Annotated in this window: 11 protein-coding genes; 10 read left to right on the top strand and 1 reads right to left on the bottom strand. The window is 63.7% G+C overall.

The window, feature by feature from the left end:
• Positions 1 to 25 precede the first annotated feature (25 nt).
• From motA to cheZ, 9 genes are all read left to right on the top strand, one after another.
• A complete protein-coding gene (gene motA, locus E5P3_RS10715; RefSeq protein ID WP_162585956.1) occupies positions 26 to 886 on the top strand; it encodes a flagellar motor stator protein MotA in 861 nt (286 codons plus the stop codon).
• Between the two features lie 18 nt (positions 887 to 904).
• On the top strand, positions 905 to 1,846 hold the full coding sequence (motB, locus tag E5P3_RS10720) for a flagellar motor protein MotB (protein WP_162585957.1): 942 nt from the start codon (positions 905 to 907) through the stop codon (positions 1,844 to 1,846).
• Between the two features lie 34 nt (positions 1,847 to 1,880).
• Positions 1,881 to 3,887: a chemotaxis protein CheA gene (gene cheA, locus E5P3_RS10725; protein WP_162585958.1), complete on the top strand. Its 2,007-nt coding sequence runs from the start codon at positions 1,881 to 1,883 to the stop codon at positions 3,885 to 3,887.
• Positions 3,888 to 3,905: 18 nt separating this feature from the next.
• On the top strand, positions 3,906 to 5,213 hold the full coding sequence (locus tag E5P3_RS10730) for an EAL and HDOD domain-containing protein (RefSeq protein WP_162585959.1): 1,308 nt from the start codon (positions 3,906 to 3,908) through the stop codon (positions 5,211 to 5,213).
• Between the two features lie 59 nt (positions 5,214 to 5,272).
• Complete coding sequence (locus E5P3_RS10735) at positions 5,273 to 6,130, top strand: CheR family methyltransferase (protein WP_162585960.1); 858 nt, start codon at positions 5,273 to 5,275, stop codon at positions 6,128 to 6,130.
• A gap of 856 nt (positions 6,131 to 6,986) precedes the next feature.
• The gene (cheD, locus tag E5P3_RS10740) at positions 6,987 to 7,598 is read left to right on the top strand and encodes a chemoreceptor glutamine deamidase CheD (RefSeq protein ID WP_162585961.1); all 612 of its coding nucleotides are present in this window, start codon (positions 6,987 to 6,989) and stop codon (positions 7,596 to 7,598) included.
• On the top strand, positions 7,595 to 8,671 hold the full coding sequence (locus E5P3_RS10745; RefSeq protein ID WP_162585962.1) for a protein-glutamate methylesterase/protein-glutamine glutaminase: 1,077 nt from the start codon (positions 7,595 to 7,597) through the stop codon (positions 8,669 to 8,671). The genes cheD and E5P3_RS10745 overlap by 4 nt, the downstream gene beginning before the upstream one ends.
• Positions 8,672 to 8,709: 38 nt before the next feature.
• A complete protein-coding gene (gene cheY, locus E5P3_RS10750) occupies positions 8,710 to 9,108 on the top strand; it encodes a chemotaxis response regulator CheY (RefSeq protein ID WP_162585963.1) in 399 nt (132 codons plus the stop codon).
• Between the two features lies 1 nt (position 9,109).
• On the top strand, positions 9,110 to 9,748 hold the full coding sequence (gene cheZ, locus E5P3_RS10755; RefSeq protein WP_162585964.1) for a protein phosphatase CheZ: 639 nt from the start codon (positions 9,110 to 9,112) through the stop codon (positions 9,746 to 9,748).
• 295 nt (positions 9,749 to 10,043) lie between these two features.
• On the opposite strand, the gene E5P3_RS10760 is transcribed toward cheZ, so the two are convergent.
• Positions 10,044 to 11,249: a cysteine hydrolase gene (locus E5P3_RS10760; RefSeq protein WP_162585965.1), complete on the bottom strand. Its 1,206-nt coding sequence runs from the start codon at positions 11,247 to 11,249 to the stop codon at positions 10,044 to 10,046.
• A 267-nt stretch (positions 11,250 to 11,516) separates the two neighbouring features.
• On the opposite strand from E5P3_RS10760, the gene E5P3_RS10765 reads away from it, so the two are divergent.
• Complete coding sequence (locus tag E5P3_RS10765) at positions 11,517 to 11,954, top strand: CesT family type III secretion system chaperone (RefSeq protein ID WP_162585966.1); 438 nt, start codon at positions 11,517 to 11,519, stop codon at positions 11,952 to 11,954.
• The last annotated feature ends 603 nt before the right edge of the window (positions 11,955 to 12,557 follow it).

A 12,557-nucleotide genomic window follows, 5' to 3' on the forward strand; every position in this document is an offset into this window, starting at 1 on the left:
GCCTTGACGGGCAAAGGGGAAGCGCGTGCTGGTTCTGGTCGGGTATCTGGTAGTGGTGGGGGCCGTGTTCGGCGGCTATGCCTTGATGGGCGGCCACTTCGGCGTCCTGTTCCAGCCGGTGGAGCTTCTGATGATCGGCGGTGCCGCCCTGGGCGCCTTCATCGCGGGCAACAACGGCAAGACCATCAAGGCCACCATCAAGGAGCTGCCGCTGCTCCTGCGTTCCTCCAAGCACAACCGGCAGCTGTACATGGACCTGCTGGCGTTGCTCTACGAGCTGCTGGCCAAGGCGCGCAAGGAAGGGATGATGAAGCTCGAGGCCGATGTCGAGGCGCCCGCCTCGAGCGAGATCTTCGGACGCTACCCCGACATCCTGGGCGACTCCAACATGATGGAGTTCCTCTGCGACTACCTGCGCCTGGTGATCAGCGGCAACACCGACGCCTTCGAGATCGAGGCGCTGATGGACCACGAGATCGAGACCATCAAGCACGAGGCCGAGGTGCCCAGCCACAGCCTTTCGCGCATCGCCGACGCGTTGCCCGCGCTGGGCATCGTGGCCGCGGTGATGGGCGTGGTCCATGCGCTGGGCTCGGCCGACCTGCCGCCTTCGGAAATGGGTGCGCTGATCGCCCACGCCATGGTCGGCACCTTCCTCGGCGTGCTGCTGGCGTACGGCTTCGTGTCGCCGCTGGCCTCGCTGATCGAGCAGAAGGTGGCCGAGGGCATGAAGATGTACCAGTGCGCCAAGGTCACGCTGCTGGCCAGCCTCAATGGCTACGCGCCGCAGCTGGCGGTGGAGTTCGGCCGCAAGGTGCTGTTCTCGACCGAGCGGCCGACCTTTACCGAGCTCGACAGCCATGTGCGCGAAGTCAAAGCCCGCTGAGCGCGCAGGGGAGTCGGCATGAGCGCAGACAAGGGCCGCATCGTCGTCAAGCGCGTCGCGGCTGAGGGCGGCGGCGGGCACCATGGCGGCGGCTGGAAGATCGCCTATGCCGACTTCATGACGGCGATGATGGCCTTCTTCCTCGTGATGTGGCTGCTGTCCAATGCGAGTCCCAACCAGCGCGAGGGCATCGCCGAGCATTTCCGCATGCCGCTGAAGGTGGCGATCAACGGCGGCGAGAAGAGCGGCACCAGCAGCAGCGTCATTCCCGGTGGCGGCATGGATCCGACCACCCACGTCGACGGCGAGGTCCGCCTGGCCCAGGCCGACATGGAAGACACGGCCGACGCGGACCGCCTTGCCAGCATGAAAAAGCGGCTGGACGACCTGATCGAGAACAGCCCGATCTTCAAGCAGTTCCGCTCGCAGATCCTGATCGACATCACGACCGAGGGCTTGCGGCTGCAAATCGTGGACAACGAGAACCGCCCGATGTTCGACCTGGCCAGCGCCCGGCTGCTGCCGCACGTGCGCGGCATCCTGCGGGAGATCGGACCGGTGTTGATGGAGCTCCCCAACAAGATCACGCTGTCGGGTCACACCGACGCCATCGTCTACACCAACGGCGACCGCTCCTATGGCAACTGGGAACTGTCGGCCGACCGCGCCAACGCCTCGCGCCGCGAGCTGGTGATGGGCGGCATGGCCGAGGACAAGGTGATGCGCGTGGTCGGCCTGGCCGACAGCATGCACCTGGACAAGGCCGAGCCGCGCAACCCGATCAACCGCCGCATCAGCATCATCGTGCTCAACCACCGCACGCAGCAGCAGATCGAGCGCGAGAACGGCGGCGACGGCGCCGGCGGCGCCACGCGTGCCGGGCGCCTGCAACGGCCTGCGCCCTTGCCCGTCGACAACGTCAAGGTGACGGCGTACAAGCCGCCGCCGCAGCAGAACTAACCCGGCCCGCAGAAGCCGGATCAAGGAGCACCCAATGGACCTCAGTCAATTCACACAAGCATTCTTCGTCGAGGCGGTCGAGCTGCTGGCGGAGATGGAACAGCTGCTGCTCGAACTCGACGTCGCGGCGCCCGATGCCGAGCAGCTGAACGCCATCTTCCGCGCCGCGCACTCGATCAAGGGCGGCGCGGCCACCTTCGGCTTCACCGCCCTGACCGACACCACGCACCTGCTGGAAACACTCCTGGACCGGGCGCGCCATGGCCAATTGAGCCTGAGCGCTCCGATGATCGATGCCTTTTTGGAAACGAAGGACGCCTTGCAAGAACAACTGACGGCCTACCAGGCGGGCAAAGAACCGGAGCCTGAGAGGGTGGCGCAGATCTGTGCCGTGCTGCAACAACTGGCGCTGGAGAACGGCGCCGCCGAGCCTCCGCTCATGGCGGCGCCCGCCCCGGCCCCGGTGGCCGCCGCGCCCGCCGAACCCGTGCCGCAAGGCGCGCTGCGCATCCGCTTCTCGCGGCTGTCCGACAGCGAATGCGACCTGCTCGCGGACGAGCTCGGCAACCTGGGCAAGGTGCTGTCGCGCACGCGCAGCGGCGGCCAATTGACGGCGCTGCTCGAGACCACCTGCAGCCCCGATGACATCATCGCCGTGTGCTGCTTCGTCATCGACGAATCGCAGATCGACATCACGCGCGAGGCGGCGGCGCCCGAAGCGGCCGTGGCCGCCGTCTCAGAGGCCCCGGCCGCCGCGCCGAAGGCAGCGCCGGTTGCCGGCGCGCCGGCTGCGCCGGCCGCTGCAATGGCAAATGCCAAGGAGTCCAGCTCGATCCGCGTCGACGTGGAGAAGGTCGACCAGCTCATCAACCTGGTGGGCGAGCTGGTGATCACCCAATCGATGCTGACCCAGGCCGCGACCATGCTCGACCCCGTGGCCTACGAGCGCTTCCTCAGCGGCCTCGGCCACCTGGAGCGCAATGCGCGCGATCTGCAGGAGTCGGTGATGTCCATCCGCATGATGCCGATGGACTACGTCTTCAGCCGTTTCCCGCGCGTGATCCGCGACGTCAGCGCCAAGCTGGGCAAGCAGGTCCGGCTCGACACCTACGGCAAGGAAACCGAGCTCGACAAGGGCCTGATCGAACGCATCGTCGACCCGCTCACGCACCTGGTGCGCAACAGCCTGGACCACGGCATCGAGACGCCGGAGCAGCGCCTGGCCAAGGGCAAGGACGCCACCGGCCAGCTGCTGCTGTCGGCCCAGCACCACGGCGGCAACATCGTGATCGAGGTCAGCGACGACGGCGCCGGCCTCAACCGCGGCAAGATCCTGGCCAAGGCGCAGCAGCAGGGCATCGCGGTCAGCGACGGCATGCCCGACGACGAGGTGTGGCAGCTGATCTTCGCGCCCGGCTTCTCCACTGCCGAGCAGGTCACCGACATCTCGGGCCGCGGCGTCGGCATGGACGTGGTCAAGCGCAACATCCAGGAGATGGGCGGTCACGTGGAGATCAGCTCTCGCGAAGGCCGCGGCACCACCACCCGCATCGTGCTGCCGCTGACGCTCGCCATCCTCAACGGCATGTCGGTCAAGGTCGGCGAAGAGGCCTACATCCTGCCGCTGAGCTACGTCATCGAGTCGCTGCAGCCGCTGGCGGAGCACCTGCATTCGATCACCGCCGACGGCCACGTGATCAAGGTGCGCGGCGAATACCTGCCGCTCATCGAGCTGCACCGCGTGTTCGACGTGGCCGGCGCGCAGACCCATCCGACGCAGGGCATCCTGGTGATCGTGCAGGCCGACGACACGCGCTTCGCGCTGCTGGTCGACGAGCTGCTCGGCCAGCACCAGGTGGTGGTCAAGAACCTCGAAACCAACTACCGCAAGGTGCCCGGCATCTCGGCCGCGACCATCCTGGGCGATGGCAGCGTGGCCTTCATCATCGACGTCGGCGCCATGCCGCGAATCCAGCGGGCCCAGGCGGCCAGTGCCGCCGCATTGGCGGGCGCCTCGAGGATGGATGCCATCGCGGCCTGAGAGCACCGGAACCACGCCATGCGCTTCGACTTCTTCCGGCGTCACGAATCCAGCGACGCCCCCGCGTCCGGGCAGGCAGCCGCTACCGGCGAACGCGACGCCAGCGGCTACGTGACCTACGCCCAGCTGCTCGACGCGGGCAAGCGCGTCATGGGCTACAGGCTGGCTTGGCGCGCGGCCTCGCCGGCCAGCTCGGTGGATGCCCTCTCGCAGTTCAAGGCGCTCATGAGCTGCGCCGGCAGGCATCTCAACAGCCCCAAGACCGGATGGGCCCTCGGACGCACCCTCCTGTTCATCGACGTCTCCGCCGAGTCGATCGTGGCCGGCGAGCTGCAGCTGCTGCCGCCCGAGAACGTCGTGCTGTGCGTCGGGTCCGAGCTGCTCGTGAACGAGGAGCTGCGTCCCATCGTGCTGTTCCTGCGCGAGCAGGGCTTCAGCTTCATGCTCTGCGGCGCCGACGCGCTGCCGCAGGAAGAGGAGCTGTGCGGACTCGTGACCCACTTCGACGTGGGTGCGGGCGACCGCGCGCTGGTGGAGCGCCTGCGCGGCGAGGCCCGGCCGGGCTGGCCGCCGCTGCAGCTGATCGTCACGCGCATGGACGAATGGAGCGACTTCAGTGCCGCCGCCGCTCAGCGGCTGGAGGTGTTCGTCGAGGGACGGCACCTCGGTCCCGGAGAGCACGACGCGCCCAGCGAAGGCACCATGCAGCCGGAGTCGATGCTGATCGTGCAGCTGATGCAGATGATCCAGCGCAACCAGGACGTGCGCGAGATCGAGGCCGTGCTCAAGCGTGACGCCGCGTTGACCTACCGGCTGCTGCGCTACATCAACTCGCCGGCCATTGGCGCCGGCGTCGAGATCCATTCGCTGCGCCATGCCGTGACCATGCTCGGCTATGCACCGCTGTTCCGCTGGCTCTCGGTGCTGCTGGCCATGAGCAATGCCAAGGCCAGCCCGCCATTCTTGATGAAGAAGGCCGTCCTGCGCGGCCGCTTCGTCGAGCTGATGGGCAAGGGCATGCTGCCGGCCTCGGATGCCGACAACCTGTTCGTGGTCGGCATGTTCTCGCTCATCGACCGGCTGCTCGGCGTCCCCATGCGGGAAGTGCTCGGCAAGGTCCAGCTCAGCGAGGCGGTCCAACAGGCGATCCTCACGCGCGAGGGTGCCTATGGGCCGCTCCTGGCGCTGGCCGAGAGCTGCGAGGAAGACGGCACGCGCGCCGCGAGCCTGGCCGAGGCGCTCTTCATGAGCGCCGACCAGGTCAACGCCGCGCACCTGTCGGCACTGGCCTGGGCCCAGGACCTCGGCCCCGCCGAGGCACCCTGAGCGCGGCGAGATGCAGGGCTTTTGGGCGCTTGATCGCCACATTGAAAAAGACATGCGCTATGTACATTGAAAGCCCATCCCCGGCGTCGCTCGTGAACTCCGAATTCCTCTTCACAGACCACGATTTCGCGAAGGTCCGCACGCTGATCCATCGCCGCGCGGGCATTGCGCTGGGCGAGCAGAAGCGCCAGATGGTCTACAGCCGGCTGTCGCGCCGGCTGCGCGAACTGCGGCTGCCCGAGTTCTCGCGCTACCTCGAGATGCTGGAGTCCAGCCATGACGGCGAGGAGTGGCAGGCCTTCATCAATTCGCTGACCACCAATCTGACCTCCTTCTTCCGCGAGGCGCACCATTTCCCGGTGCTGGCGGAGCATGCGAGGCGCAGCAAGCAGCCTGTCACCGTCTGGTGCGCCGCTGCCTCCACCGGCGAGGAGCCGTATTCGATCGCCATCACGCTGGTCGAGGCCTTGGGCGAACGCGCCGGCACGGCCCGCGTGATCGCCACCGACATCGACACTGCCGTGCTGGCCAAGGCCTCGGCAGGCGTCTTCACGCTGGAGCAGGTCAAGAGCCTGCCGGCCGAGCGGCTGCGGCGCTTCTTCAGCAAGGGCACCGGCGCCAACGCGGGCAAGGTGCGGGTGCGGCCCGAGCTCGCGGCGATGGTCCGGTTCGAGCGCCTCAACCTGCTGGACCCGGTGTGGCCGGTGAAGGAGCCGGTAGACGCGATCTTCTGCCGCAACGTGATGATCTATTTCGACAAGCCGACGCAGAAGCGCATCCTTGATCGCTTCGAGCCGCTGCTGAAGCCGGGGGCGCTGCTGTTTGCCGGGCACTCGGAGAATGCGTCGCTGGTGAGTCCGGGGTTCAAGGCGATCGGGCAGACGGTCTACGAAGTGAATCGGAAGGCGAGGCCATGAGCGCTTCACAGCTGCGCAAGGGTGCTGCCCTCTTGCTCCCTCGCCCGTTTTGGGGAGAGGGTTGGGGTGAGGGCGCTCGGTGGTCTGGTTTGGACGTTGCAGTTGGTGTGAGTGCGGAGCCGGGAATTCGCCCCGGCGGGCGAGTTACTTTCTTTGTCTCGCCAAAGAAAGTAACCAAAGAAAGGCGACCCCACTGCGCGTGTCCCTCCGCTTCGCTACGGGCAACCTGCGGTGCTCGCTTCAGGCGGGGTCCGCGCAAACTCGCTTCGCTCAAACACGCGCGGCCCTTAATCCGCCTGAAGCTGCGCTCCTCGGCACGCGCAGAGGGGATATGGGACGGGCCATCGCTTCGCTCGGCCACCAACGGCTTCGCTGCGCGAAGCCTCGAACAGGGGCATGCGAACAGGTACGAACATGTGCATGTGCATGTGCATGTGCATGTGCATGTGCATGTGCGCGAGAGTCAGCGTGAGCAAGGACCCAGAGCTCACGTCAACCTGCACACCACACAAGGACGCGCCACGGCGCGTTGGACTCCAAGTCCCCTCTGGCCGCGCCGAGGAGCGCAGCTTTTCGCGGATAAAGGGCCGCGCGTGTTTGAGCGAAGCGAGTTTGCGCGGACCCCGCGAAAAGCGAGCACCGCAGGTTGCCCCGTAGCGAAGCGAAGGGGTCGCGGCCAGTGGGGTCGCCTTTTCTTTGGTTACTTTCTTTTGGCGAGACAAAAGAAAGTGACTCGGCTGCCGGGACGACGCCCCGGCTCCTGCCTCAACACACCAGCAACGTACGAATCGACAGCCCGGTGCCTCCACCCCAACTCTCCCCCGAAGGGCCAGAGACCAAGACAAGAGGCTTCCACATGACCGCCGCAGCCCCAGGCTCCGTCGCCAGCCACCACTACTTCGACCGCGACTTCGACCGCATGGCGGTCAAGCTGCTGCCCTCGGAGTACTACGTCACCGCCGCCGACACAGTGATGACCACCGTGCTGGGCTCCTGCGTGGCGGCCTGCCTGGTCGACCGCGACGCCGGCGTCGCCGGCATGAATCACTTCATGCTGCCGGAGGACGGCGAGCCCGGCACCCGGGGCCAGGCCGAGTCGATGCGCTACGGCGCCTACGCGATGGACGTGCTGATCCGCGAGCTGCTGCGTGCCGGCGCACGGCGCGATCGCCTGCAGGCCAAGGTCTTCGGCGGCGCCGCGGTGCTCGCCAACATGACCACGCTGAACATCGGCGACCGCAACGCCGACTTCGTGCTGCGCTATCTGGAGACGGAGCGCATCACCGTCGCCGCCCAGGACCTGCGCGGCCCGCACGCGCGCCGCGTGTGCCTGCTGCCGCACAGCGGCAAGGCCGTGGTGCGAAAACTGCGCGCACAGGTCGACGTGCAGTCCGTGCAGCGCGAAGAGGGCGAGCTGCTGCGCAAGCTCGCGGCCGCCAACAAGAGCAAGGGGAGTTGCCTCTCGTGAAGAAGATCAAGGTGCTGTGCGTGGACGATTCGGCGCTGATCCGCAGCGTGATGACCGAGCTCATCAACAGCCAGAGCGACATGACGGTGGTCGGCACCGCCGCCGACCCGCTGGTGGCGCGCGACCTCATCAAGCAGACCAACCCGGATGTGCTGACGCTGGACGTCGAGATGCCGCGCATGGACGGACTCGAGTTCCTCGAGAAGCTGATGCGCCTGCGGCCGATGCCGGTGGTGATGGTGTCATCGCTGACCGAGCGCGGCTCCGAGATCGCCTTGCGTGCGCTGGAGCTCGGTGCAATCGACTTCGTCACCAAGCCGCGGCTGGGCGTGCGCGACGGGCTGATCCAGTACACCGAGCACATCGCCGGCAAGATCCGGGCCGCCGCCCAGGCGCGGCTGCTGCCGAGCCGCCCGGCGGCGGCGCTGCCGGCCGCCGGGAGCGCCCAGGAGCCGCTGCTGCGCAGTCCGCTGCTGTCGACCGAGAAGCTGATCATCATCGGCGCCTCCACCGGCGGCACCGAGGCCATCCGCGAGGTGCTGCAACCGCTGCCGCCCGACGCGCCGGCGGTGCTGATCGCGCAGCACATGCCGCCCGGCTTCACCCGCTCGTTCGCGCAGCGCCTCGACGGGCTGTGCCGCATCCATGTGAAGGAGGCCGAGCAAGGCGAGCGCGTGCTGCCGGGCTACGCCTACATCGCACCCGGCGGCTGGCACCTCGCGCTGGGCCGCAGCGGCGCCAACTACGTGGCCCAGCTCAACCAGGAGCCGCCGGTGAACCGCCATCGGCCCTCGATCGATGTGCTCTTCGACTCGGCGGCCCGGCATGCGGGCAAGAACGCGATCGGGATGATCCTCACCGGCATGGGCCGTGACGGCGCCGAGGGCCTGCTGCGCATGCGACAGGCGGGCGCCCACACCCTGTCGCAGGACGAGGCGAGCTGCGTCGTCTACGGCATGCCGCGCGAGGCCGTGCTGCTCGGTGCCGTGGACGAGGTGTCGCCCCTGAACGAGATAACCCGCCGCGTGCTCGCGCACCTGCGCACCTTCGGCGAACGCACCAACCGCGTGTGACGCCGGCTTGTATCTGAACCATTGAAGCTGGAGAAATCGTGATCGATAAGAGCATCAAAATCCTGGTCGTGGATGACTTCCCGACCATGCGCCGCATCGTGCGCAACCTGTTGAAGGAACTCGACTTCCTCAACGTCGACGAGGCCGAGGACGGTGCCGCCGGCATCGAGAAGCTGCGCGGAGGCGACTTCGGCTTCGTGGTGTCGGACTGGAACATGCCCAACATGGACGGCCTGACCATGCTGAAGGCCATCCGCGCCGACCCGGAGCTGGCCAAGCTGCCGGTGCTGATGGTCACGGCAGAGGCCAAGAAGGAGAACATCATCGCCGCGGCGCAGGCTGGCGCCAACGGCTATGTGGTCAAGCCCTTCACCGCGGCGACGCTCGAGGAAAAGCTCAACAAGATCTTCGAGAAGCTGCAAAAAGAGGCCGCCTGACATGAGCTCCAACACACAAGGCAACACGCATGACGAACTGCTGGGCCGCATCGGCCACCTGACGCGCCAGCTGCGCGAGGGCATGCGCGAGCTGGGCCTGGACAAGCAGGTCGAGCGCGCAGCGCAGGCCATTCCCGACGCGCGGGACCGCCTCAACTACGTGGCCGCCATGACGGAGCGGGCGGCGCATCGTGCGCTCAACGCCATCGACGTGGCGCAGCCGATGCAGGAGGCGCTATCGAACGGCGCGAAGGACCTGAGCGGGCGGTGGGACCAGTGGTTCGCCAACCCGATCGAGCTGGACCAGGCCCGCGGGCTGGTAATGGACACGCGCGGCTACCTGCAGCAGGTGCCGGAGCGCGCCAGCGCCATCAACTCGCAGTTGATGGAGATCATGATGGCGCAGGACTTCCAGGACCTGACGGGCCAGGTCATCAAGAAGATGATGGAAGTGGTCAACGAGGTCGAGACGCAGCTGCTGCAGGTGCTGATCGACAACTCGCCGATGGAAAAGCGGCCGGAGCTCGCCGTGGTTCAGGCCAACGGCTTGATGAATGGGCCGCAGATCAAGGCCGACAACCCCGATGCGGTGACGGATCAGTCGCAGGTGGATGACCTGTTGGCGAGCTTGGGGTTCTAGCGTCTGCGGACCCTGTCTCGCTCCGTCCCGGCGCGTCAAGGTAGTTGTCGCTCGTTCGAGCAGCCATCGACTGAATGTCGTTGGTGGCCGAATGCATCTTGATGATGGAGTCGCCTGGCCGCATCGAGATCGGCGAAGCCTTTGGCGGAAATTTTCCCGCTGACACCAGGTTGACTTGCTATTGCGGTCGATGCTCGCCAGAACGGCCTGCAATTCAACCTCGCGTCGCCTGCCAGAATGCTTCTCGTCTTTCGCAAAAATGAATGACCTCTTTCAGTACGAATTGTGAGTAACCCTACTTTTTATCACCTGGCCTGGTTATGCGGTCGAGAAGTGGGTCGTCTGGCGAAATTTTGTAATACCGTATCCAATCTTTGATTTGATCAGTCGATAAGTCGCTGACCCCAGAAATGGCAGATTGAAGATTGTTTAGAATATCCGAGGCGTCCTCCGTTTTTAATTCGCCGAATTTATGCCCTGATTCGGCTCGATATTCTCGAACGGCCTGATCGGCGAGCCTGTATGAACTGTTTTCCTTCCCCCAGAAAAAGAGCGCATCTTCGAATCTCGATCCTTCCCATTTGTTCGATCCAATCCCTCTTGCACAATCGTCTGAGAAAAGCACGGGAATTCCAGCCTGAACAAGGCCAGGTGTCATATCTTTTTGGTATTCATCAAAATCTTCCTGAACCCCGACGGTATTGCGCACGCACTCATTGGTATCGAAACCTGCAACGATTACAAAATCAGCAGCACGTACTTGTTCACGAAGCTCAGGATCTTCTAGTTTGTTGAGTGGACTTATCGAATAATAAGTGTGCGGAACACTGCCAACTGCCCTTTTCAGCTCTGGCTTCAGATCTGGCTGGGCTGGTCTTGTGCAAATTAGGACTTGCCCACCCAATTCCTTGACCTTATCGATCAGCGACAATTGATTTTTTGTGATCTGCTCATCGAAGTCGTTTCGATCCTCGCCGACTTCATCAATAAGCAATAACGTTGGCTTCAGCCCCTTCTCGCGTAAGGAATCAAGTGCACGATCGAGTTTCAAAGCTGGATACCCGTTTTCATCTTTAGCCAGGGTTGCATTCATAATGTGCAGCTTTTTTTCGCCTACCTCAAGAACATGGTTTGCTTCGCCAGCCTCAAAAGACGTTACTTCATTCGAGGTTTCATTTTCTGTTCCTCTGTATTCGTCTTTTTGTAAGCTGGCTGGATCGGCTTGCGTAAGTTCTATAAAAGCATTTTCATGAACTCGCCTGGCAAGCTCTAGCCTATAAGTCGCCCCGAATCCTGCTGCAGTTCGCGCCAGTCTACGCTCTTGATGACGGCTATTGATCCACTGCACTGGATGATCGGGGTTGAACATCTGATTGATCAAGCAGCCACGGAGATTCTTGAACCCTCGCACAATATTTTGTTCAACGTCTTTAACACCGCGGGCTGCTGCCTCACTGGTCGTCATTTCTTTCGTATATCGTGGGTGGCCTGATGGGATCATGGCTTTCTCCAATGATAAAAACGGGTCAAGAGTGGCTTTAAAGTCGCGGGAATAACCGCTTTACATTCCATTGCCGATGCCAAAGGAAGGAGATGTTGATGTGGTTGTAACGGCAAGTGGCGCCAAGTTCCCATTCACCCTGAAGATCACACAGGAGCATTGGAAAAATGCGCCGAAAGTCACAGTTCGGACCGACGCTTGGGATAGGCGCTGAAGACAGGTAAGTTGCCGCTGTATGATAGAAGTTCGATCCTGGAGGTATACAAATTGTCGCCTGATCAATTCCGCGAGCTATGCCGCAGCACCGCGAGGATACTTCAACTGGATCGGCCAGATGCATTATTCGATGACGACGGTGTGCACCTGGACGGAGTAAAGGTAGGACTTTTCCATGCTGAGGATTGGGATCGAGATGGAATTTTTTGCTACGCCGACCTTGGCTCCATCGATTCTTGTGCAGCAGCGCCGCAGCTGGCTGAAGAGATGCTCGCGCTCAATCTTGAGCTGGACTCTGGCTTGGGCGAGGTCATCGGCATAGAGCGACAAAGCCGTCATCTCGTTTTTCGCGCGCGGCTCGATAATGGGAGCAAACCACTGCGTGAAGCTGAAGTGGCCGAACAACTACGCAGCTATGCGGCGCTTGCGAACGAACTCTACCAAACTGTCCTCGCGGATCTGAGCCGTCCGGCCCAGCACACAGCTTAACCCTCCGCAAGGCATTATTCGGAAATTTACCTTCGACACACTGGTGGGCCTGCTCTGCCGCCATTGGCAAGTCGGTCAGTCTTGTGGTCAGCTGACGCTGGCGGGCTAAAGGAGCTGAAGCCTGCTTTCCCATTTCCAGGCGACACATTACTGTACTAGTGTGTGCGCTTAGTACAAGATGAGGCCGGCGAAATTGACCCATTGCAAATGGCGGCCATGGGTCAAAAGGAAACGGTCGTGAGCGAACTATGTAAAGAGCCGAGAGTCACGCGCCAGACTCGGGCGGATAGCGTAGCGTCGCCGCGGGTCAACGGGAACCAGCAACTGCTGAGACGCGCACAAGATGGGGTACGCATTGCGCGAGGCGGACCAAGATGGCGCGGACTGGACGAGCTCGAGCAAAAATTCAACCGCTTCGCTTTCAAGACCCTGACGCAGCTCCAGAAGTTGGGGGACAGAGGCTCGGACAAGACGCCGGATCATCCCCAAGCCGATCAGTGGGCGCGCCTGGGGCCCGATCGTCGCAAGTTCATCTCGGCCGCGCGAGACAACATCTGCGCACTAGCGGCTAGGGGCAGATTCGAGAGGAAATTGCCGCAGGCA

The sequence above is a fragment of the Variovorax sp. RA8 genome, from assembly GCF_901827175.1.
In the GTDB taxonomy this organism is placed as follows: domain Bacteria; phylum Pseudomonadota; class Gammaproteobacteria; order Burkholderiales; family Burkholderiaceae_C; genus Variovorax.